The following is a 22,844-nucleotide window of genomic DNA, read 5'->3' on the forward strand; positions in this document are numbered from 1 at the left end:
CCAGCCCCGCCCGTCAGCGATCAGTTGGTCGGGACTTCGCGGGGCAGTTCGGTATAGCTGCCCAGCCATTTTTCCTGGATCGCCTTGACGCGACCGTCGTCCGTCATTTTCAGCAGCGCGTCGTTGATAGCCTTGGCAAAGCTTGCGCTGTCATCGCCCTTGCGCAGCACCCAGGCGAAATAGCTCGGCTCGCCATACTGGGGCGGATCGAACAGGGCAAAGGTCTCGGGGCGGTTGCTGACCAGATAGGTCAGGTTCGGCAGCGAACCTGTCACCGCGTCCAGGCGACCGGCGGCAAGGTCGGCATAGGCCTCGTCCGTGGTGCCGTATTCCTTGACGTTCACGCCGCCAAGGCTTTCACCAAAGGTCTGCAGGATGCGGGCCTGAGCGGTACCCTGCTGGACACCGACGGTCTTGCCCTTGATGTCCTCGGGCTTGGTCAGCTCGGTGTTGCCGGCTGCCTTGATCAGCGCGACGCTGGCATCCGCGATCGGCAGGGTAAAGGTATAACGCTCGACCCGGTCGGGCGTGATGGTCACAGGGGCGATAATGATATCGAACTTGCCGACCTCAAGCCCCGGCAGCTCGGCGGTCCAGGGGATGTCCTGATAGACCGGCTCGACGCCCAGCTCTTTGGCGACTTCGTCAAACAGATCCTTGGTCAGGCCCTCATACTTGCCGTTGTTCAGCATGTCGAAGGGGGCGTAGTGCATGTCGGTCGCAGTGACGATCTTGCCGGCTGCCTTGATGTCGGCAAGCTGGTCGGCTTGCGCGGCAGTGCCGAGCGCAAGCGCGGTCAGGCCGAACAGGGCAGCCTTGATGCTGGTGTGGAAGGTCATGTCAGTCTCTCCTGGTTGGACGGAAATGAGGCGCGGCACCGGTGCGTTGCGACGCCGCGCCTATGGATCAGAGAATGGCAGGAAGATTCAAGCCGTGCTCCCGCGCACAGTCCAGCGCGATCTTGTATCCCGCGTCCGCGTGACGCATCACGCCGGTTGCCGGATCGTTCCACAGCACCCGGGCCAGACGCGCATCGGCGTCCTCGGTCCCGTCGCAGCAGATGACCATGCCCGAGTGCTGCGAAAAGCCCATGCCGACCCCGCCACCATGATGCAGGGACACCCAGGTCGCGCCCGAAGCGGTGTTCAGCAGCGCGTTCAGCAGCGGCCAGTCGGACACGGCGTCCGAACCGTCCTGCATCGCCTCGGTCTCGCGGTTGGGGCTGGCGACCGAGCCCGAGTCGAGATGGTCGCGGCCGATCACGATCGGGGCCTTCAGCTCGCCGTTGCGCACCATCTCGTTGAAGGCAAGGCCCAGCTTGTGACGCAGGCCAAGGCCGACCCAGCAGATACGCGCCGGCAGACCCTGGAAACTGATCCGCTCACGCGCCATGTCCAGCCAGTTATGCAGATGGGGGTCGTCGACCAGTTCCTTGACCTTCTGGTCGGTCCTGTAGATGTCCTCGGGGTCGCCCGAAAGCGCCGCCCAGCGGAACGGCCCGATGCCCCGGCAGAACAGCGGCCGGATATAGGCCGGCACAAAGCCGGGGAAGGCAAAGGCGCGCTCAAAGCCCTCTTCCAGCGCCATCTGACGGATGTTGTTGCCGTAATCGACGGTCGGAATACCCATATCGGCGAATGCGACCATCGCCTCGACCTGTTTGCGCATGCTGATGCGGGCCGCACGCTCGACCGCCTTGGGGTCGGTCTCCTGACGCGAGCGCCATTCCGCGACGGTCCAGCCTTCCGGCAGGTAGCCATGGACCGGGTCATGGGCCGAGGTCTGGTCAGTCACGATATCGGGGCGCACGCCGCGACGGACAAGCTCGGGGAAAACTTCGGCAGCGTTACCGATCAGCGCCACCGACTTCGCCTCACCCGCCTTGGTCCAGCGGTCGATCATCTCAAGTGCTTCGTCCAGCGAATGGGTCTTTTCATCGACATAGCGGGTGCGCAGACGGAAATCGGCGCGGGTCTCGTCGCATTCGACCGCAAGGCAGCAGGCACCAGCCATGACAGCCGCCAGAGGCTGGGCACCGCCCATGCCGCCAAGGCCGCCGGTCAGGATCCATTTACCTTTAAGATTGCCGTCATAATGCTGACGGCCCGCCTCGACGAAGGTTTCATAGGTGCCCTGAACGATCCCCTGCGAGCCGATATAGATCCACGACCCGGCGGTCATCTGACCGTACATGGCCAGCCCCTTGCGGTCGAGTTCATTGAAATGATCCCAATTCGCCCAATGGGGAACAAGGTTCGAGTTGGCGATCAGCACGCGCGGGGCGTCCTTGTGGGTCTTGAAGACACCCACGGGCTTGCCCGACTGCACCAGCAGGGTTTCGTCGGTCTCAAGCTTTTGCAGACTGTCGACGATCAGGTCGAAGTCCTGCCAGGTGCGGGCGGCGCGGCCGATGCCGCCATAGACGACCAGCTCATGCGGATTCTCGGCCACATCGGGGTGCAGGTTGTTCATCAGCATCCGCATCGGCGCTTCGGTCAGCCAGCTTTTCGCGGTGATCTCGGTGCCGGTGGGCGGGAAGATGTCGCGGGTGTTTTGACGGGGGTTGTCCATGTCTCTCTCCGTTCAAGCCAGCAGATGGCCGGAAATGATGATGCGTTGGATTTCCGAGGAGCCCTCGTAGATCCGCATGATGCGCAGATCGCGGGCGATCCTCTCGATGGGGAAGTCGCGGGTGTAGCCATAGCCGCCGTGCAGTTGCAGCGCGGTGTCAGCGATGCGGCCAGCCGCCTCACTGGCCGCAAGCTTGGCCATGCTGGAGGCAAGCGAAAAGCGCCCACCGCCATGATGCGCCGCCTGCCGCTGCCGTGCCGCATCCTGCGACAGCAAAAGCGCCTGCCGATAGGCGACGCCCATATCGGCGATCATCCAGCGGATGCCCTGCCGTTCGCTGAGCGGCTGGCCACCGATCACACGATCCTTGGCATAGGCAATCGAGGCCTTCATCGCCGCCTCGGCCAGACCCAGGCATTGCGCGGCGACCTCGATGCGGCCGTTGTCCAGCACCTGCATCGCGGTGCGGAAACCCCGGCCCTCTTCGCCCAGCAGGGCGTCATGGGGCAGATGGCAATCAAGGCTCAGGGTGAACACATGCCCGCCCTTCAGCCCCATGGTCTTTTCAGGGGCACCCGGCTCAAGCCCCGGCGTGCCCTTGGGCAGGATAAAGGCCGAGATGCCGCGATGCGCCTTTTCAGCGTCGGTCACCGCATAGACGACGAGGAAATCCGCAACGCCGCCGTTCGAAATAAAGCATTTCGTGCCCTTCAGATGCCAGCCATTCTCGGTCCGGCGGGCGCGGGTCTTCATATCGGCGGGGTCGGACCCGGCGGTCGGCTCGGTCAGGGCAAAAGCGCCCAGAGCTTCGCCCGATGCGGCTTTCGGCAGCCACTGCTGTTTCTGCGCCTCGGTCCCGCCCAGCAGGATAGAATCGGTCGCAAGGTAATGCGCCGTCAGCGCCGAAGCGGTCGAGCCACAGGCCCCTGCAACGATCGCCACCGCACGCAACAGCGCCGGGGCGGAAATACCGCTGCCGCCATATTCCTCGGGCAGGTTGGCGCCCATCATCCCGACCTCGCCCAGAACGGCAAGCTGGTCGTGGACAAAAGCCGAAGTTTCATCAGTCCCGGCAGCCTTCGGCGCGATCTGCTCGGCGCAGATGCGTTCCAGCACGTCGCAGAACAGCCGCTCTTCCTCGTTCAGCATGTGCCAGTCATCGCTCATGCGGTCTCCTCCAATCCGAATTCGCGCAGGATGGCGGCGCGATCTCCGCCAAGGCGCGGGGCCGATGTCGTGGCCACAGGCTTTGCTGCGTCAAAGCGCACCGGCTGGCCAATGGTCGGCGCAAGTCCCAGCACCGGATGCGGCAACTGGCTGACCAGTTCGCGGGTCCGGGCATGTTCGTTGTCCGCCGCCTGGGCAATGTCCCAGATCGGCGCAGCGGGCAGGCCCACCCCGGCAAGGGCTGCGACAGCCTCCTCTGTCGTCAGCTCGCGCGACCAGTTTTCGATCAGGCGCTTCACCTCGGGCTCATGCGCGGTGCGGCTTTCGTCGCTGGCAAAGCGCGGATCCTGCGCGGCCTCGGGCGCACCGATCAGCGTTGCAAGCGTGGTGAACTGCTTACCGTTCAGAACCGCAATCACCACCTGCCCGTCGCGGGTCGCAAAGCAGCCAAACGGGGTGGAAAGGGGGTGACGGTTGCCCACCCGCTGCGGCACCTGCCCGGCATAGAAATGCAGCGCATGGCTGGTCGTCAGCATCGAGAACAGCGCGTCATACATGGCAACGTCCAGCGTCGCGCCCTGCCCCGTGGTGTTGCGGTTCACAAGCGCGGCCATGATCGCCCAGCTTGCAAACAGCCCCGCGATCAGGTCGGCCATGCTTTCGCCGGTCTTTAGCGGCGCACCGCCCTCTTCGCCTGTGCCGGCCATCAGGCCCGACATGGCCTGCACGACCAGATCATAGGCCGGCAAGTCACGGAACGGCCCATTCTGGCCAAAGCCCGAGATCGAGCAATAGACCAGCCGCGGATTTGCCTCGCGCAGCGCCTCGGGCCCAAGGCCCAGCCGCGCAGCGACGCCCGGACGGAAATTCTCGACCACCACATCGACGCGGGCGGCAATGTCGCGGGCCAGCGCCAGATCTTCGGGCGCCTTGAGGTCCAGGACAAGGCTTTGCTTGCCCCGGTTGTTCAACGTGAAAAGCGCGCTTTCCCCGTCCTTGAACGGGCCGATATGGCGGTAATCGTCACCGGCCGGAGGCTCCAGCTTGATGACCTCGGCCCCCAGATCGGCCAGAAGCGCGGTGCAATATGGCCCCGCCAGCACGCGGGACAGATCAAGTACCCTGATGCCCTGCAACGGCTTCATGCGCGCAGCTCCGGTGCCAGTGCCGCAAGACGTTCAAGGATCGCCCGCAGCGTTACCCGCAATGTCTCGGCCTTGGACTCGTCATAGGCAAAGGGCGGGGTCTCGGTCGCCAGATGTGTCGATTGCGCCAGCTCCATCTGGATGGCGTGAACGCCCTGCTGCGGCTGGCCATAGTGCCGGGTTGTCCAGCCGCCCTTAAAGCGGCCGTTCACCACATTGCTGCGACCAGTGGCGGCGCAAAGCTCGGCCGTGGCTGCTTCGATGCGCTTGTCGCAGGACGCGCCGCTGTTGGTGCCGATATTGAAATCCGGCAGTACGCCTTCGAACAGAAAGGGGATCACCGAGCGGATCGAGTGGCAGTCGTAAAGTATTGCCACGCCATGGCGCGCCCGCACCCGCTCGATCTCGGCGGCAAGCGCCTGATGATAGGGGGTGTGAAAGCGGGCTTTGCGGTCGGCGATTTCCTCGGCATCCGGTTCGGTCAGCCAGATCGCTTCGCCGTCGAAATCGGTCAGCGGCACAAGGCCGGTGGTGTTCTGGCCGGGATAAAGGCTTGCATCATCCGGCCCGCGATTGGCGTCGATGACATAGCGATGAAAGGTCGCGCGCACCGTTGTCGCGCCGGGCAGCAGCCCGTCATAAAGCCGCTCGATATGCCAGTCGGTATCGGCCAGCACCTGTCCGCGCGGGTTCAGCCGGGCACGAATGTCGTCCGGCAGCCAGGTCCCGGTATGGGGCAGGCCCAGAATGACCGGGCTGTCGCCTTGGATGACCTCGACGGGATTCACGGCCGCACCTCATCCAGCAGGTGGCCGGGAACGGCACCAGCCAACACGCCTTCGCGCACCAGCCGGGCGGATTCGGCCAGGTCGGGGGCCAGATAACGGTCCTGTTCCAGCGCGGGCACCGTCTGGCGCAGCGCCGTCAGCACCGCCTGCAGCGGGCCCGAGGTCCGCAGCGGGGCGCGGAACTCGACCCCGGCGCTGGCGCAAAGCGCCTCGATACCAAGGATCTGCGCAAGGTTCGCATTCATCCGCTTAAGCCGCCGCGCACCATGGGCCGCCATCGACACGTGGTCTTCCTGGTTGGCCGAGGTAGGCGTGGAATCGGTGCTGCATGGCGTGGCCAGATGCTTGTTCTCGCTCATCAGCGCGGCCGAGGTCACCTCGGCGATCATCAGGCCAGAGTTCAGACCCGGATCGGGGGTCAGGAAGGGCGGCAGATCATGGCTCAGCGCCGGATCGACCATCAGCGCGATGCGGCGCTGCGAAATGGCCCCTATCTCGGCAATTGCCAGCGCGATCTGGTCAGCGGCAAAGGCCACCGGCTCGGCATGGAAGTTCCCGCCCGAGACGATAAGGTCAGCGCCGACCAGCACCAGCGGGTTGTCGGTTGCGGCATTCGCCTCGATCTCAAGGGTGCGGGCAGCCTGCCACAGCAGATCAATACAGGCGCCGGTGACCTGAGGCTGACAGCGGATGCAATAAGGGTCCTGCACGCGGCTGTCGCCTTCGCGGTGGCTTTCGCGGATCTCTGACCCGTCCATCAGCGCGCGGATGGTGCGCGCCGCGACGATCTGGCCGCGATGACCGCGCAAAGTGTGAATTTCGTCAAGGAAAGGCGCGGTCGACCCCATGATCGCATCGGTCGACAGCGACGAGGTGACCAGCGCAGCCCGTGCGGCGGCAAAGGCGTCAAACAGCCCGGCAAGCGCGAATGCGGTCGAAACCTGCGTGCCGTTGATAAGCGCCAGCCCCTCTTTGGCAGCAAGCACCACGGGCTTGAGACCCGCGGCCGCCAGCGCCTCGGCCGAGGGCATTTCGCGGCCTTCGAACATTGCGCGGCCTTCGCCCAGCATGGCAGCAGCCATATGGGCCAGCGGCGCCAGATCGCCCGAAGCGCCGACTGAACCTTGCGACGGGATCACCGGCAGCACGCCACGGGCAAGCATGTCCTCGATCAGCCGGATTACCTCGGGACGCACACCCGAAGCGCCACGGCCCAGCGACAAAAGTTTCAGCACCATGATCAGGCGCACGGTCTCGGGCTCGACCGGTTCGCCCACGCCGCAGCAATGCGACAGGATCAGGTTGCGCTGCAACGTCGCGGTGTCCTGCGCCGCGATCTTGATCGAGGCCAGTTTGCCAAAGCCGGTGTTCACGCCATAGACCGGAACCTCGCCATTGGCGGCGGCATTGATCCGGGCGGCAGATTCGGCAATGCCCGCACGGGCCGAGTCGTCCAGCCGCGCGGCCAGCCCCTCGCGCCAGATACGCTCCAGCTGCGCGAGTGTCGTTTCACCGGGAATAAGGATCAGTTCAGACAAGTTCGCCTCCGACGATGCGGGCATGAAGGGGATTAAAACCGATGCGATAGGTCAGCTCGGCCGGATGCCGGATGTCCCAGACGGCCAGATCGGCGCGCATCCCGGCAGCAAGCCGGCCGCGATCCTCAAGACCCAGCGCCTGCGCAGCATGGCGCGTAACGCCCGCCAGACATTCGGCCGGGGTCATGCGAAACAGTGTGGCGCCCATGTTCATGGTCAAAAGCAGAGAGGTCAGCGGCGAGGTGCCGGGGTTGCAATCCGTCGCCAGCGCAATCGGCACGCCAGCATCACGCAGCCCCTGCATCGGCGGATATTGGGTCTCGCGCAGCGTATAGAATGCACCGGGCAGCAGTACCGCGACGGTGCCCGAGGCCGCCATCGCCTTGATCCCGTCCTGGCCCAGATATTCAAGGTGATCGGCCGACAGCGCGCCATGCTGCGCAGCCATAGCCGCACCGCCCAGATCGGACAGCTGCTCGGCATGCAGCTTGACCGGCAGGCCAAGCCGGACGGCGTGATCAAAGATCCCCGCCATTTCCTCGCGCGAAAACGCGATGCCTTCGCAGAATCCGTCAACGGCGTCGATCAGCCCTTCGGCATGGCCGCGCTCCATCCCGGCAATGACGACATCGCGGATATAACCCTGACGGTCATCCTTGTATTCCGGCGGCAGGGCATGGGCGGCAAGCCAGGTGGTGCGCACCGTTACCTTGCGCAGCCGGCCGATGCGACGGGCAACGCGCAGCATCTTGAGCTCGCTATCAACATCGAGCCCATAGCCCGACTTGATCTCAAGCGTCGTGACCCCTTCGGCCAGCAAAGTATCGACACGCGGCAGGGCCGAGGCCAGCAACGCCTCTTCGTCCGCTTCGCGCGTGGCGCGAACGCTGGACAGGATGCCGCCGCCGGCGCGGGCGATCTCTTCGTAAGAGGCGCCTTCCAGCCGCATCTCGAACTCGCGCGCGCGGTCGCCGCCAAAGACGATATGGGTGTGACAGTCGATCAGCCCGGGGGTCACCAGCCGCCCGCCCAGATCCTCGCGCGTCGCACCGCTATATTCGGCAGGCAGATCCGCTTCAGCCCCAACCCAGATGATTCGGTCGTCTCCGATCACCGCCGCGCCTTGCTCAATCAGGCCATAACCGCCTGACTTTTCGTCCATTGTTACAAGATGTGCGTGGTGAAGAAGCTTCATCGGCTCGCATCCCCGATTGATTTCCAGGTTGTTCTATGTCTAAACTTAATTAACCTCTATGTCTAAACTTATTTTGACGCAAGGAAGAGTGACGAGATGACGGTTATCTGGGCGAAACGGGCCTTGTTGCCCGAAGGATGGGCAGAAAATGTCCGGGTGACGATCAATCAGGGCCGAATCGCCAAGGTCGAAAAGGGCGCGGCGCGGCGCGGCCATCAGGCGGGACTGTTGCTGCCGGCGATGGCAAACCTGCACAGCCATGCCTTTCAGCGCGCCATGGCCGGCTTGTCCGAGGCAAAGGGCCCCGAGCCACGCGATACCTTCTGGACCTGGCGGCAAATCATGTACCGCTTTCTTGACCACCTCGGCCCAGATGATGTCGAGGCCATCGCCGCCCTTGTGCAGATGGAGATGCTGGAGGCCGGTTACGCCACCAATGTCGAGTTCCATTATCTGCACCACGGCCCCGGCGGCGCGCCCTATGACAATATCGCCGAGATGGCCGAGCGCATCGCAGCAGCAGCCAGCCGGACGGGCATCGGCCTGACGCTTTTGCCGGTGCATTACCAGTTTGGCGGCGTAGACCAGCGCGCGCTTGCCCCCGGCCAGAACCGCTTTGGCACGACGCCCGAAGAGTTTCAGCGCCTGCTTGACGCCTCGGAGGCGGCGCTTGGCGGCCTGCCCGCCGATGCCGGTATCGGCGTTGCGCCCCATTCGCTGCGCGCCGTCTCGCCCGAGGGGTTGGCGGCCTGCGTCGATCTGCGGCCCGGCCGGCCGTTGCACATGCATCTGGCCGAGCAGGTCCCCGAGATCGAGGAAATCAGCACCGCCTATGGCCGCCGCCCGGTCGAATGGCTGCTCGACAACCACCAGCCCGACCGGCGCTGGACGCTGATCCACCTGACCCACATGACCAAGGATGAGACCCGCCGCCTTGCCGCCACCGGCGCAGTCGCCGGGCTGTGCCCGATCACCGAATCATCCCTTGGCGACGGCATCTTCAACGGCACGATCTGGGCAGCGGCAAAGGGCCGGGTCGGCTTTGGCTCGGACAGCAACATCCGCATCTCGCTGGTCGAAGAATTGCGCACACTGGAATACAGCCAGCGCCTGCGTGATCGGGGCCGGGCGATCCTGGCCGAGCAGGAACGCTCGACCGGACGGGTGCTTTATGAAGCCGGGCTTGACGGTGGTGCGACCGCCGCAGGGCGCGAGACCGGGGCGATCCGCAAGGGTCTGTGGGCTGATCTGGTCGCGGTAGACCTTGAAAATCCGGTAATGGCGGGACGCAAGGGCGATCAGATGCTCGACAGTCTGATCTTTGCCGGGCACGACGGGCTGGTACGGGACGTCTGGTCGGCGGGCCGCCATGTCGTCAGCGAAGGTCGGCATATGGAACGCGATCGCATTATCGCGGATTATCTGACGACTATCTCACGGCTTCAGGACCACATGTGACCGAAAAAAGCTCATCCAAGGCACAGGCCATCGTTACCGAGGTGCGTCGCCGTATCGCTGACCGCGAATGGCGGCAGGGCGACCGCATCCCGGACGAAGCAGAGCTGGCCGTCGAATTCGGCGTTGCCAGGGCCACTGTGAACAAGGCCCTGCAACTGCTGGCCAAAGAGGGGCTTCTGGACCGCAAACGCCGCGCCGGAACACATGTGACGGTGAACCCGACGCGCAAGGCGACACTGACCATTCCCATCGTGCGCGAACAGATCGAGCAGGCGGGAATGGAATACAGCCACCGCGTCGTTGCACAAAAGAAAAGCCCGATCCCCGCCGCCATTGCCGAACGGATGGAACTGCCAGAGGGTCAGATGCTGATCCATCTGCGCACGGTCCATTACGGCGACGGCAAGCCGTTTCAGGCCGAGGATCGCTGGATCAACCCGGCTGCTGCCCCGGGCGTTGATGGGATCGACTTTCACCGTGTCAACGCCAATGAATGGCTGGTGCGCAACGCGCCATGGCTGCGCGCCGAGATCGCCTTTTCAGCCGAGAACGCCAATGCCCGCGATGCCCGCCTGCTAGAGACGCGGCAAGGCAGTGCGCTATTGATCCTGCAGCGCACGACCTTCAACGATCTGGGCGCGATCACGACCGTCCGTGTGGCCTTTCATCCCGGCCACACCATGATTGCAACGCACTGAGGGGCGCGCCCGCTTCACTTTGCCACGGCCTTCGCCTAAGACATCGGCCAATCCCAAAAAGGAAAAGCCATGGCCAGCGCCAATCTCAACATCATGATCAGGGCCGCGCGCAAGGCGGGCCGCAGCCTCGTCAAAGACTTCCGCGAGGTCGAAAACCTTCAGGTCTCGGTCAAGGGCGCGGGCGATTTCGTCAGCCGCGCCGACCGCGAGGCCGAGCGCATCATCAAGGAAGAGCTGCGCAACGCGCGGCCGAACTATGGCTGGATCGGCGAGGAAACCGGCGAAGAGGACGGCGAGGACCCGACCCGGCGCTGGATTGTCGATCCTCTGGACGGCACCACCAACTTTCTGCACGGCCTGCCCCATTGGGCGGTCAGCATCGCGCTTGAGCACAAGGGCGAGATTGTCGCCTCGGTGGTCTTTGACGCCGCCAAGGACGAGTTGTTTACCGCTGAAAAGGGCGACGGCGCATTTCTCAACGACCGCCGTATCCGCGTTTCGGGCCGTCGGCAGATGATCGAGTCGATCTTTGCCACCGGCGTTCCCTTCGCGGGGCGCGGTCCCCTGCCTGCAACGCTGCGTGATCTTGGCCGGCTGATGCCGCTGACCGCAGGCGTGCGCCGCTGGGGCGCGGCCTCGCTGGATCTCGCCTATGTCGCCGCGGGCCGCTACGAAGGGTACTGGGAACGCGGGATCAAATCCTGGGACGTGGCCGCTGGCGTTCTGCTGGTGAAAGAGGCTGGCGGTCGGGTCGATTCGATCCATCCCGGCCAAAGCCCGGTGGAATCAGGCTCGATCGTCGCCGCCACCCCCCAGCTTTTCGACGAATTGGCAGGAATAGTGCGTCAGCGCGACTGAGCCCGGCTTGACCTTTCCTGCCGGGAAAGGCATGGGCGGATTTCAAGTCTGGAAATGCGCCGATGCCAAATGACAGCCAGACGGGGCCGCTGATGGCCCCGGCAGCCCGCCCGCCTGCCGTTCCACCACCGCTTGCCGCCCCACGGACAGAGCGTCAGGGCACGGCCATCCTGTTGATCTGTGGATCGGCGCTGATCTTTGCAGCCCAGGACGGTATCTCGCGCTATCTGGGCGCCACCTATTCCCCGATCTTTGTCATCATGCTGCGGTTCTGGTTCTTCGCGGCATTCGTCATCCTGCTCTGCGCCCGCTCGTCGGGCGGGCTGGCGCGGGCAGTGCGGTCAAAACGGCCATGGACACAAGCCTTTCGCGGCGTCCTTCTGGTGGCCGAAGTGGTGGTCACGGTCGAGGCATTTGTGCGTCTGGGCCTGATCAACACCCATGCGATCTTTTCCTGCTATCCGCTGCTGATATCGGCGCTGTCGGGACCGTTCCTGGGCGAAAAGGTCGGCTGGAGACGCTGGGCAGCCGTCGCGGTTGGTTTCGTCGGCATCCTGATCGTGCTGAAACCGGGCAGCGGGGTCTTCAGCTCTGACGCGATCCTGCCTTTTGCCGGCGCGGCGATGTTTGCGGTTTATGGCCTGCTGACCCGGCTGGTCGGGCGCGACGATCCGGCCATGGTCAGCTTTTTCTGGACCGGCATCGTCGGAGCCATCGCCATCACCCTTGTCGGCGTCTGGCATTGGGAACCGATCGCAGGACGCGACATTCCCTGGCTTTTGCTGCTGTGCCTGACGGCGGTGGTCGCGCATTACATGCTGATCAAGGCCTATGAACTGGCCGAAGCTTCGACCTTGCAGCCCTTTTCATACACTCAGCTTGTCTGGGTCAGCATCTTTGGCGTGACGATCTTTGGTGAAACGCTGGCACCGAATGTCGCCATCGGCGGGCTGATCGTCGTCGGCGCGGGCCTGTTTACCTGGTGGCGCGCACGCCAGCGCGAGCGGGCCGGACTGAACTGAGCGGGGCGGCATTCGCCTCTTCGACCGAGAACGCCGCCTGCCCCAATACCTCGGCCAGCGCGCCACCCGCCGCATAGCCGGTCAGCGACCGCGTGGTCATCAGGGGCCGGGCAGAACGCACCAGCCGGATCGGCGGAGGCGCGGGCGCAGGTTTCATCCCGCCCCCGGTCAGATCCCATGTCGGGACCAGAGGCACCGGCGTGCCTTTGATGCGGGCGCGATAGATTGGCAGCGCCTCGGCCACGCGCATGACGTAGTTGCGCGTCTCGTCAAAGGGGATCATCTCGACCCAATCGACCGGATCGACCCCGCCGCGCAGGTCTCCGAATTCGCCCAGCCAGCGGGCCGAACGACCCGGCCCGGCGTTGTACCCCGACGCGACCAGCGCGATCGAGGGGCCGAAGCGGTCGCGCAGCCCGGCCAGATAGGCTGCGCCCAGCCGGGCATTATAAGCGGCGTCACGGGTCAGCCTCGCCTGATCAAAGGGCTCACCCAGCCGCCGCGCCATCGAACGCGCGGTGTCGGGCATCACCTGCATCAGCCCCAGCGCCCCGGCATGCGATGAAACGGTATGGTTGAACTCGCTTTCCCGCCGCGCAATCGCCATGACCAGTTCGGGCGGCAGGCCCAGCGGACGGGTCTCAAGCCCGGTCAGAGGGTAATAGGCCGCAGGATAGACGACGCCCTTGGCCGCCGCTGCCTTGGCCAAGCGCAGCGCGTGCCAAGGCAGGCGCATTTCCATCATCAGCCGGGCCATGCGACCGATATCTTCGGGCGCGGCTGTCTCGGCCAGATGCAGAAAAAAGCGGGCCGCCTGATCAGGCTCACCTGCCGCGATCAGCCAGACGCCCGCCTGCCAGATCCGGTTTTCGCGCAAATCACTGCCGCGCCAGTCGGGCAAGGTCTCGGTGCTGCGCCCGGCAATCGCCAGCTCCGGCTGCATGGGCAGGCCCAGCTTTTCAGCGGCAAGCTGGCCATACCATGCCGATTGGTAGCCAGCGGCGCGGGTATAGGCGGCACTGGCGTCGGCGGTTTTTCCTGCGGCCTCGTATGCCCGGCCCTGCCAGTAATGGGCGCGCGATAGCGAGATCGGGCTTGCCACCGCCTTTTCCAGCGTCTGGAAATGCGCCAGCGCCCGGTCCGGCGCGCCGCCTCGCAAGGCCGCATAACCGGCAAGCCATTCCAGATCGGAATAATCATCGCCGCCCGCAGACAGGAAATGCCCGGCGGCCAGCTTTTCAGCCAGCGCCCAGTTGCCCTGCCGCAGCGCGAGCCTGGCGTAATCGGCCCGCTTGCCAGCCCAGGCGGCAGGGTCGCGCAAGGCCTCGGCACTGGTCGAACGCTCCAGCATCAGATCGCGTGCCAGATCCGGCATCTTGGCCCATACCCGCCAGCGAAAGCGGTCAAGCGCAAGCCCGGCGTCATCTCTTTGTCCGGCGGGCAGCGCAAGGATCAGCGCATCCACGCCGGTCTGTCCAGCTTGCAGCGCCAGCCGCGCCCGGCCCAAGGCCTGCGCCGGAGCCGAGGCAAGCGGCAAGGCAACCTGCGCGGCCTGCCATTCGCCCTGATCCAAAAGCCGCATCAGCCGCGTATCGTGCAGACCCGCGACCGTTTCGCCATGGGCAGCCAGGAAAACATCGGCCTCGGCCTTGCTTAGCGCCTGTTCGGACCAGAAACGGGCAATCTCGTCGCGGGCGGCCTGCGGATCGGTTTTCTTTAGCGCCGCGATCAGCGCCATCGCACCGTTCAGCGTGTCGGGGTGGCGCGTGCCGAACCAGCCGATCACCTCATCCGGCGGCAGGTCGGCCCGCAACAGTGCATCCCCGCGCTTCCAGAACAGCGCCATGCCGGGCCAGTCGCGATTACGGGCAGCAAAGTCGCGGTATTCCGCCCAAGTCCCCTGCCCTGCCCGCAGCCGCTGCCACAGGATCAGGTCGCGGGCGACAGGACCCGAGGCCTCGGCCTCGGCCGTGGCAGCGGACCAGTCACGCATCGCAGCAGCGCCCAACGCCCGGGACAAACGCTGGGCATCCTCGGCCCGGGCCGGCAAGGCCAGACTAAGGGCAAAGGCCAGAGCAAACCCGACAAGCCTGTCACGGAAAGGATACATCATGGCTTCATTTCTGCGGGCTTCCTGCAGGGGGCGCAACTCAAATCCTTGGCAATTCGCGCGCCCGGATGTAAGCCCGCAACAGAAGCAAATTCAGGATACCCACATGTTCAGAGGCTCGCTGCCCGCGCTGGTCACGCCATTCACCCCCGATGGGGAGCTGGATCTCCCAGCGCTGGAGAAGCTCGTCGAGTGGCATGTCGAGCAGGGCAGCCATGGTCTGGTGCCCGTCGGCACCACCGGCGAAAGCCCGACCCTGAGCCACGAGGAGCACCGTCTGGTCATCGAAGAGGTCGTGCGCATGTCCGCCGGCCGCATCCCGGTTATCGCCGGGGCTGGCTCAAACTCGACGCGCGAGGGAATCGGGCTGGTCCAGCACGCTCAGGCCGCAGGGGCCAATGCGGCACTGGTGGTGACGCCCTATTACAACAAACCGACGCAGGACGGGCTGATTGCGCATTACACCGCGTTGCATGACGCAAGCGAGCTGCCGATCATCATCTACAACATCCCCGGCCGCTCGGTCATCGACATGACGCCCGAAACGATGGGCGAACTGGCGAAACTGCCGCGTATCGTCGGCGTCAAGGACGCCACCGGCAAGCTTGAGCGGGTAAGCCAGCAGCGTATCGCCTGCGGCAAGGATTTTATCCAGCTGTCGGGCGAGGACGCGACCGCGCTTGGCTTTAACGCTCATGGCGGCGTGGGCTGCATCTCGGTCACGGCGAACGTCGCACCAAAGCTGTGCGCCGAATTCCAAGAGGCAACTCTGGCTGGCGATTACGCCAAGGCGCTGGAATATCAGGACCGGCTGATGCCGCTTCATGTGGCGATCTTTCTTGAGCCGGGGGTCGCCGGGGCGAAATACGCCATGTCGCGGCTTGGCCTGATCAGCGACCGCGTGCGGCTGCCGCTGGTCGGCCTCAGCGACGCGACCAAGGCCCGCATTGATGCGGCAATGTCTCACGCCGGGCTGATCTAGGCGCGGGACGCCGGAACAATCAGATCAAAAAAGAACGGGGCGGGATTTCCGCCCCATTTTCATATGCGGGGCTGGCTGCCCTGCTGATCCCGGCGCTTGCGATCAACAAAGCTTTCCTCGTCCGGATCGGCAAAGGTCGCCCAATCCTTGCCGGGTGCGGGACACGGCAATTCATCGCGGCTCCAGCCCATATGCATATGGGCCTTGGCAATGAAATAGCCGGTGACAGGGGCGGTCAGCAGCAAAAACAGGGTGATCAGCAGCTCGTGCCAGGTCAGCACGCCATAGCGCGCCGGAAACCAGATCAGTGAGGCGACAAGCACCGCCCCGACCCCCAGCGTTGCCGATTTCGTCGGCGCGTGCAGGCGCGTCATCGGATCGGGCAGTTTGACCAGCCCGTAAGAGCCGACGAGACCAAAGAACCCGCCCGCCACCAACAGAACCGAGACGATGATTTCCGCGATCATTCCCGCCCCCTATTCGATGATATCGCCGCGAAGGACGAATTTCGCATAGGCCACGGTCGAAATGAAACCAACCATGGCAAACAACAGCGAGGCCTCGAAATACATCGTCGTGCCCTTGTCTATGCCAAACAGCGTCAAAAGCGCGATGACATTGATCGACATGGTATCGAGCGCCAGCACCCGATCCGACAACCCCGGCGCAAAGACCACCCGGTAAAGACAGAAAAGCAGCGCCATGCCAAAGCAGCCATAGGCGAAGATCAGCGCGTAAGCGATCATTCAAAGATCTCCTTCAGCCGGGCCTCGTAGCGGGTCTTGATCTCATCAAGGATGCCCTGCGGATCGGGGGCGTGCATGGCATGGACCAGCAGGGCGCGACCGTCCTCGGACAGGTCGCAGCTGACTGTACCGGGGGTCAGGGTGATGGTTGCGGCAAGGGCGGTGATCGCCTCGGGGCGGCGCAGATCCAGAGGTACCGATATCCACGCCGGACGCAGCGCCCGGCGCGGCGTGAACAGCACGATGCGCGCCACGGCGAAATTGGCCTTGATGATGTCCCACAGCACGATGGCCAGATAGGCGGGGATCTTGTGCGGCTTGCCATAGCCCTGCGCGCCGGGCCAATAGGGCGCGGTCATCAGCGGGACGACGATGCCGATGATCACCGCAAAGACCAGCGAGCCGACGGCCCAGCGGTTGACAAGCGCCATCCACACCAGCACCAGCGTAACCGACAGCCAGGGATGGGGAAGCAGGCGACGGATCATTTCGTGCCCTCCTGCGCTTCCAGCACTGACGAGACATAGGCATCGGGGTTATGCAGCTGCGCGGCAGTCGCCTCGGCCAGCCGCAGGGCCGGACCGGCAAGTGCCGTCAGGGCGACAATCCCGGACAACAGCAGCAGGACCGAGGCCACCGCCAGCCAGTTCGCCGGCGCATCGCCCAGATCCTGAATTGGTTCGTCCGGTTCAAGTTTGGGGCCAGTGGCGGCTGGTGGTGCGGGAACCGGGGCCGGGCCCAGTTCGTAGCTTTTCCAAAACACGATCGAGCCAGCGCGGGCCAGCGCATAGATCGCGATCAGCGAGGTGATCAGGATCGTCGCCCAGATCCACACCATCCCGGGGGCCGGGCGGGTGGCCTGCATCACCAGCAGCTTGCCGATAAAACCCGACAGCGGCGGCATTCCGGCGACCGCAATTGCGGCAATGAAATACAACGCCGCGACCAGCCCGTTACCGGGCATCACCTGTTCAAGCCGCAGCCACAGGTCACCACGCCGCGCGCCGATCATGTCCATGATCAGAAACAGCGCACCGGCGGCCAGCGTCGAATGGATCATGTAATAGACCGCAGCCGCAGTCCCTTGCGGGTTGAACTGCGCCACCGCGATCATCAGCGTACCGATCGAGCCGATGGCCGCAAAGGCGGCAAGCCGTCCCAGATGGCGGGTGCCAAGAATGCCAATCTGGCCGATGGCCAGCGTGAACAGCGCCGCTGGCAAAAGCAGATCGGCGACCACGCCCTCGATCACCGCATCTTGCGGAAATACCAGCGTAAAGAAACGGATGATGCCATAGACCCCGACCTTGGTCATGATGGCAAACAGCGCCGCCACCGGCCCCGGAGCATTGGCATAGGTCGAAGGCAGCCAGAAATGCAGCGGCACCAGCGCCGCCTTGACGGCAAAGACCAGCATCAACAGCACCGCCCCGGTCCGCAGCAGCGCGGTATCCTCGGCCGGCATTGCCGCGACGCGCAGCGCCATATCGGCCATGTTCAGCGTGCCGGTGACCGAATAAAGCACCCCCAGCGCCGCCAGAAACAGCGTCGAGCCGGCAAGGTTATAGGCGATGTACTGGACACCGGCGCGCAGGCGCATCCCGCCCCCGCCATGGATCATCAGCCCATAGCTGGCGATCAGCAGCACCTCGAAAAAGACGAAAAGGTTAAAGGCGTCCCCGGTCAGAAAAGCGCCGCAGATCCCCATAAGCTGAAATTGCCATAGCGCGTGGAAATGCCGCCCCTTGCGGTCCCAGCCAGACCCCACGGCGTAAAGCTGCACCGCCAGCGCCAGCACCGCCGTCAGCAAAAGCATCAGCGCCGACAGCCGGTCGAGCATCAGCACGATGCCAAAAGGCGCGGCCCAGTTGCCCAGGCGATAGACATGGACGTCGCCCCCCATGGCAAGGGCATTGAGATAGATCGCCACCCCGGCGAGCAGCGCCGTTCCCGCAATCGAAAAGACGCGCTGCAACATCAGGTCGTTGCGCATCCACAGGATGATCAGCGGCCCGATGACAGCGGGCAGGATAACGGGGGCAATGATAAGATGGCTCATACGTCACTGTCCTGCGATTGCGGTGCCGGAGGCAGGCGGTCGGCGCGCGGCATATCCACCCGGTCGTCCCCGCCTTCCAGAAAGGCGCCAAGCGCCATCATCACCACCACCGCCGTCATGCCGAACGAAATCACGATTGCGGTCAGCACCAGCGCCTGCGGCAGCGGATCGGTATAGGGGCCGCCTGCCTCATTCAGGATCGGCGGCGCGTTCACCACCAGCCTGCCGGTCGCAAACAGAAAAAGGTTGATCGCATAGCTGAGCATCGTCATGCCCAGCACGACGGCAAAGGTCCGCAGACGCAGGATCAGATAGACCCCCGCCGCCGTCAGCATCCCGATCGCGCCTGACAACAGAAGCTCCATCAGCGCCGCGCCTCCTTGCTGGGGTCGATGTCCATCGGGTCCAGGTTGACCGTGCCTCCCGCCTGCCGCGCAATCCGCGACAGCGAGTTCAGCGCCAGCATCACGGCCCCCAGCACGCACAGGAACACGCCAAGGTCAAAGCCCATGGCCGAGGCCAGCTCGAACTCTTCAAGCCCGGGCAGCTTCACATAGCCGTAGGTCGAGGTCAGGAACGGCTGTCCGGCGAACCAGGCCCCTATGCCAGTGATGCCGGCGGCGATAACCCCGGCGCCGATCAGGGCGTGGTAGTTGATCTTTTGCCGCTCTTGCGCCCAGGCAAACCCCGAAGCCATGTATTGCGATACCAGCGCCACCGAGACCACCAGCCCGGCGATGAACCCGCCGCCCGGCACGTTGTGGCCGCGCAGGAAGATATAAAGCCCGACCACCAGTGCAATCGGCAGCACCAGCCGCGTCACGACCACCAGCATCAGCGGATGACGATCCCCTGCACGGGCGGTGTCATGAACCCAGTTGCGCAGCCGGCGACCGCTTGCACCGGCAAGCAATGTCTCGGTCAGGGCATAGATGGTCAGCGCCGCGATACCCAGAACGGTAATCTCGCCAAAGGTATCATAGCCGCGGAAGTCTACGAGGATGACGTTGACGACATTGTCGCCTCCGCCCAGCTTGTGGCTATTGGCAAGCATATATTGCGAGATCGGGGAAAAGGCGAAATCGCTGCGCATGATGACATAGGCCAGCGCGCCAAAGCCCAGGCCTGTCAGCGTGGCGATAAAGGCATCCATCGCCCGCTTGCGGTCACGGCTGTCAAGGACGGTGAACTTGGGCAGAAAGTTCAGCGCCAGCAGCAGCAAAACCACCGTGACCACCTCGACCGAGATCTGGGTCAGCGCAAGGTCAGGGGCGGACAGGTAGATAAAGCTGACCGAGACCATCAGTCCGATGATCCCCACCAGCACCAGCGCAAGGATGCGTTTGCGATGAAAGGCGACCATGCAGCCGCATGCGACCATCAGCGCCGCCCAGCCGATCAGCGGCACGGGCTGGATAGGCAGCATGGGACGTGTCGCGCCCTGCCAGCCTCCGGTCGAAAAGGCCCAGAAACCGCAAAGCATCACCGTCAGCGAAAAGGCCGCAAAGGCCCGTGACATCGAACCATTGGTCAGCCGGTCGGTCAGCGCGACCGCCGCGCAGGTCACGGCGCGGGTGACGGCATCAAAGATCGCCTTGGCATCAGGCCAGGCCATAGCCGCCCGGATGGCCAGCATCCTGCGGTTCAGCACCAGCAGCAGCACCCCGCCGACAAGCGCAGTCAGCGACATCATCAGCGCCGGGGTCACGCCATGCCACAGCGCCAGATGCGGATGCTGGGCCGTCCCGGTGACAGCACTGGCAGCCGCATCGACCAGCCAGCCAGCCATAACGGCGGGGAACAGCCCGATCAGCACCACAAGCACCACAAGCACCGCCGGGGCTGACCACAGGCCAAAGCCCGGATCATGGGGGTGATGAGGATAATCGTTGCGTGGCGCGCCAAAGAACACCTGCCAGACAAACCGCAGCGAATAGCAGACCGAAAACAGCGCGCCCGCCGTCGCGAACGCCGCGATCAGGCTGGGGTGGCCCTGCCAGACGGCATGGCCTGCCTGCTCAAGCATCATCTCTTTGGACAGGAAGCCGTTCAGCGGCGGGATGCCGGCCATGGACAGCGCCGCAACCGTGCCGATCACAAAAGTCACCGGCATCAGCCGCCGCAGCCCGCCCAGACCCGCGATCGAGCGGGTCCCGGCCTCGTGATCGACGATACCGGCGGTCATGAACAGCGCCGCCTTGAATGTGGCGTGGTTGATGATGTGAAAGACCGCCGCCACCGCCGCCGCCTCGGTGCCAAAGCCCAGAAGCATGGTGATAAGCCCCAGATGCGAGACGGTCGAGAAAGCCAGCAGCGATTTCAGATCATCGCGGAACATGGCGATCCACGCGCCCAGCACCATGGTCACAAGGCCGGTGGTCGCCACGATATAGAACCACTCGGGCGTGCCCGACAGCACCGGCCACAGCCTCGCCATCAGGAACAGCCCTGCTTTGACCATGGTGGCCGAATGCAGATAGGCCGAAACCGGGGTGGGCGCCGCCATCGCATGGGGCAGCCAGAAGTGGAACGGAAACTGCGCCGATTTGGTAAAGGCGCCCAGCAGAATCAGCAGCAGTGCCGGAAGGTAATAGGGGCTGGCCTGCACCGCCTCGCGCGCTTGCAGGATATCACCGATGTCATAGCTGCCGGCGATCTGGCCAAGGATCAGCATACCAGCAATCATCGCCAGCCCGCCCATGCCGGTCACGGTCAGGGCCATGCGCGCGCCCTGCCTGCCCTCGGGCAGATGCTTCCAGTAGCCGATCAACAGGAACGAAGACAGCGAGGTCAGTTCCCAAAAGATCAAAAGCAGCAGGATATTATCCGACAGCACGATCCCAAGCATCGCGCCCTGAAACAGCATCAGATAGGTGTAAAACACCCCGACCGGATCTTCGCGCGACAGGTAATGGCGCGCATAGACGATGATCAGCAGCCCGATCCCAAGGATCAGGATCCCGAACAAAAGCCCAAGCCCATCAATACGGAAATTCGCGTTCAGCCCCAGCGAAGGCAGCCATTCAAGGCGCGCCGTCACCACCTCACCCGCCATGATGGCCGGGATATGCAGACAAAGCCCAAGCAGCGCGATAAAACTTGCCGTCGCGCAAGAAATCGCCGCGACATTGCGCCCCGAGCGGATCAGAAGACCGGGCAATAGCGCCCCGATGAACGGAAGCGCGGCGATCAGTGCTGGCGACATTGTCCCTCGTTCCTTTTCGTGCCCCTCTGTTCGCGGCGAGGGCCAGAGATGTCAAGCAATTCACGAAAGCCGCTAGGCGATGTTCGCCTTTCGTGCTAACGCTGAGGAAAAAGGGAACAGGCATGAAGATCATCGGCATAGACCCCGGCCTGCGGAATATGGGCTGGGGCGTGATCGCGGTGGACGGACCGCGCCTGCGGCATCTGGAAAACGGCATCGTCCATTCCGACGCGGGCGATCTGGGGCCGCGGTTGGCCGCGCTTTATCGCGGGCTTTGCGCGGTGATCGCCCGCCATGCCCCTGACAGCGCCGCGGTCGAGCAGACCTTTGTCAACAAGGACGCAGTGGGCACGCTGAAACTGGGGCAGGCACGCGGCATCGCCCTGCTCGCCCCGGCCGAGGCGGGGCTTGAGATCGGCGAATATGCCCCGAACGCGGTCAAGAAAACCGTCGTCGGCGTCGGCCATGCCGGCAAAGAGCAGATCCAGCATATGGTCCGCTTTATGCTGCCGGGGGTCGAATTCGCCGGCCCCGACGCCGCTGACGCGCTGGCAGTGGCAATTTGCCATGCCCATCACCAGCAGGGCCGCGCCCTGCGCATCAAGGCAAGCGCATGAGGGTCAAACCATGATCGGACGTATCGCGGGGATCATCCTGCATCGCGCTCAGGACCATGTTCTGATCGACGTGCGCGGCGTGGGCTATATCGTCCATGTCAGCGAACGCACAGCCGCCAGCCTGCCCCCCGCAGGGCAGGCCACCGCGCTATATACAGAGCTGCTGGTTCGCGAGGATCTGTTGCAGCTTTTCGGCTTTACCACCCTGCTGGAAAAGGAATGGCACCGGCTGCTGATCTCGGTTCAGGGGGTTGGGGCCAAGGTGGCACTGGCGATCCTTGGCACTTTGGGACCCGAAGGGTTGTCACGGGCGCTGGCGCTTGGCGACTGGTCCGCGCTGCGCAAGGCTCCGGGTGTCGGGCCCAAACTCGCCCAGCGGGTGGCGATGGAGCTTAAGGACAAGGCTCCGGCGGTGATGGCACTTGGCGGTGCGCTGACCGTCGATCCCGGTGTTCTGGCCGAGCCCGAGCCCGCCGCGCCTACTGCCCCGGCCCCCAACACAAAAAAACCCGCCGCGCCCTCTTCGGCGCAGACAACGGCGGATGCACTCTCGGCGCTTGGCAACCTGGGCTATGCGCCCTCTGAGGCCGCTTCGGCGGTGGCCGAGGCGGCCGCCCGGGAACCCGAGGCCCAGACGGCGGCGTTGATCCGCGCGGCGCTGCGGCTTTTGGCGCCCAAGGAGTGA

General features: G+C 64.4%; 21 protein-coding genes. 7 read left to right on the forward strand and 14 right to left on the reverse strand.

The window, feature by feature from the left end; genetic code table 11:
- Positions 1 to 20: 20 nt before the first annotated feature.
- The 7 genes from M511_RS06635 to hutI all read right to left on the reverse strand — a co-directional run bounded on the left by M511_RS06635 (position 21) and on the right by hutI (position 8,404).
- Positions 21 to 839: a transporter substrate-binding domain-containing protein gene (locus M511_RS06635; protein WP_010393773.1), complete on the reverse strand. Its 819-nt coding sequence runs from the start codon at positions 837 to 839 to the stop codon at positions 21 to 23.
- Between the two features lie 67 nt (positions 840 to 906).
- A complete protein-coding gene (hutU, locus tag M511_RS06640; protein ID WP_010393771.1) occupies positions 907 to 2,571 on the reverse strand; it encodes a urocanate hydratase in 1,665 nt (554 codons plus the stop codon).
- Between the two features lie 12 nt (positions 2,572 to 2,583).
- Positions 2,584 to 3,738 (reverse strand): acyl-CoA dehydrogenase family protein, encoded by a 1,155-nt coding sequence (locus M511_RS06645; protein WP_085501746.1) that lies wholly within the window; start codon positions 3,736 to 3,738, stop codon positions 2,584 to 2,586.
- Positions 3,735 to 4,883, reverse strand: a complete 1,149-nt coding sequence (locus M511_RS06650) for a CaiB/BaiF CoA transferase family protein (protein ID WP_085501747.1) — start codon at positions 4,881 to 4,883, stop codon at positions 3,735 to 3,737. Before M511_RS06650 ends, M511_RS06645 begins: the two co-directional genes overlap by 4 nt.
- Complete coding sequence (gene hutG, locus M511_RS06655) at positions 4,880 to 5,671, reverse strand: N-formylglutamate deformylase (RefSeq protein WP_085501748.1); 792 nt, start codon at positions 5,669 to 5,671, stop codon at positions 4,880 to 4,882. Before hutG ends, M511_RS06650 begins: the two co-directional genes overlap by 4 nt.
- Positions 5,668 to 7,209 carry a histidine ammonia-lyase gene (gene hutH / locus M511_RS06660; RefSeq protein WP_085501807.1) on the reverse strand — a complete coding sequence of 514 codons (1,542 nt, stop codon included), beginning with the start codon at positions 7,207 to 7,209 and terminating at the stop codon, positions 5,668 to 5,670. Before hutH ends, hutG begins: the two co-directional genes overlap by 4 nt.
- Positions 7,202 to 8,404: an imidazolonepropionase gene (gene hutI / locus M511_RS06665; protein ID WP_085501749.1), complete on the reverse strand. Its 1,203-nt coding sequence runs from the start codon at positions 8,402 to 8,404 to the stop codon at positions 7,202 to 7,204. Before hutI ends, hutH begins: the two co-directional genes overlap by 8 nt.
- 96 nt (positions 8,405 to 8,500) lie before the next feature.
- On the opposite strand from hutI, the gene M511_RS06670 reads away from it, so the two are divergent.
- From M511_RS06670 to M511_RS06685, 4 genes are all read left to right on the forward strand, one after another.
- A complete protein-coding gene (locus M511_RS06670; protein ID WP_085501750.1) occupies positions 8,501 to 9,862 on the forward strand; it encodes a formimidoylglutamate deiminase in 1,362 nt (453 codons plus the stop codon).
- On the forward strand, positions 9,859 to 10,560 hold the full coding sequence (locus M511_RS06675; RefSeq protein WP_010393755.1) for a GntR family transcriptional regulator: 702 nt from the start codon (positions 9,859 to 9,861) through the stop codon (positions 10,558 to 10,560). The genes M511_RS06670 and M511_RS06675 overlap by 4 nt, the downstream gene beginning before the upstream one ends.
- 69 nt (positions 10,561 to 10,629) lie before the next feature.
- Positions 10,630 to 11,418: an inositol monophosphatase family protein gene (locus tag M511_RS06680; RefSeq protein WP_085501751.1), complete on the forward strand. Its 789-nt coding sequence runs from the start codon at positions 10,630 to 10,632 to the stop codon at positions 11,416 to 11,418.
- Positions 11,419 to 11,480: 62 nt separating this feature from the next.
- Entirely contained in the window at positions 11,481 to 12,440 is a 960-nt protein-coding gene (locus tag M511_RS06685) for a DMT family transporter (protein ID WP_085501752.1), read from the forward strand.
- Here M511_RS06685 and M511_RS06690 read toward each other — a convergent pair.
- Positions 12,394 to 14,553: a lytic transglycosylase domain-containing protein gene (locus tag M511_RS06690; protein ID WP_029371537.1), complete on the reverse strand. Its 2,160-nt coding sequence runs from the start codon at positions 14,551 to 14,553 to the stop codon at positions 12,394 to 12,396. The two genes, M511_RS06685 and M511_RS06690, sit on opposite strands and share 47 nt — an antisense overlap.
- 103 nt (positions 14,554 to 14,656) lie before the next feature.
- Between M511_RS06690 and dapA the strand changes: the two genes are divergently transcribed.
- Complete coding sequence (gene dapA / locus M511_RS06695) at positions 14,657 to 15,532, forward strand: 4-hydroxy-tetrahydrodipicolinate synthase (protein ID WP_010393747.1); 876 nt, start codon at positions 14,657 to 14,659, stop codon at positions 15,530 to 15,532.
- A gap of 59 nt (positions 15,533 to 15,591) precedes the next feature.
- Here the strand turns inward: dapA and M511_RS06700 are convergent, their stop codons facing one another.
- Genes M511_RS06700 through M511_RS06725 form a run of 6 tightly spaced genes read right to left on the reverse strand, consistent with a single transcriptional unit; the run spans position 15,592 to position 21,542 of the window.
- A complete protein-coding gene (locus tag M511_RS06700; protein WP_010393745.1) occupies positions 15,592 to 15,999 on the reverse strand; it encodes a Na+/H+ antiporter subunit G in 408 nt (135 codons plus the stop codon).
- A 9-nt stretch (positions 16,000 to 16,008) separates the two neighbouring features.
- Positions 16,009 to 16,278 carry a K+/H+ antiporter subunit F gene (locus M511_RS06705; RefSeq protein WP_010393744.1) on the reverse strand — a complete coding sequence of 90 codons (270 nt, stop codon included), beginning with the start codon at positions 16,276 to 16,278 and terminating at the stop codon, positions 16,009 to 16,011.
- Complete coding sequence (locus M511_RS06710) at positions 16,275 to 16,766, reverse strand: Na+/H+ antiporter subunit E (protein ID WP_010393741.1); 492 nt, start codon at positions 16,764 to 16,766, stop codon at positions 16,275 to 16,277. Before M511_RS06710 ends, M511_RS06705 begins: the two co-directional genes overlap by 4 nt.
- Complete coding sequence (locus M511_RS06715; RefSeq protein WP_085501753.1) at positions 16,763 to 18,337, reverse strand: monovalent cation/H+ antiporter subunit D; 1,575 nt, start codon at positions 18,335 to 18,337, stop codon at positions 16,763 to 16,765. Before M511_RS06715 ends, M511_RS06710 begins: the two co-directional genes overlap by 4 nt.
- Entirely contained in the window at positions 18,334 to 18,702 is a 369-nt protein-coding gene (locus M511_RS06720; protein WP_085501754.1) for a Na+/H+ antiporter subunit C, read from the reverse strand. The genes M511_RS06715 and M511_RS06720 overlap by 4 nt, the downstream gene beginning before the upstream one ends.
- Positions 18,702 to 21,542, reverse strand: a complete 2,841-nt coding sequence (locus M511_RS06725; protein ID WP_010393736.1) for a monovalent cation/H+ antiporter subunit A — start codon at positions 21,540 to 21,542, stop codon at positions 18,702 to 18,704. The genes M511_RS06720 and M511_RS06725 overlap by 1 nt, the downstream gene beginning before the upstream one ends.
- A 122-nt stretch (positions 21,543 to 21,664) precedes the next feature.
- Between M511_RS06725 and ruvC the strand changes: the two genes are divergently transcribed.
- A complete protein-coding gene (gene ruvC / locus M511_RS06730; RefSeq protein WP_010393734.1) occupies positions 21,665 to 22,159 on the forward strand; it encodes a crossover junction endodeoxyribonuclease RuvC in 495 nt (164 codons plus the stop codon).
- 10 nt (positions 22,160 to 22,169) lie between these two features.
- Positions 22,170 to 22,844, forward strand: coding sequence for a Holliday junction branch migration protein RuvA (gene ruvA / locus M511_RS06735; RefSeq protein ID WP_010393732.1), 675 nt, complete (start codon positions 22,170 to 22,172; stop codon positions 22,842 to 22,844).

This window comes from Paracoccus sp. J56 (assembly GCF_019633685.1).
In the GTDB taxonomy this organism is placed as follows: domain Bacteria; phylum Pseudomonadota; class Alphaproteobacteria; order Rhodobacterales; family Rhodobacteraceae; genus Paracoccus; species Paracoccus kondratievae.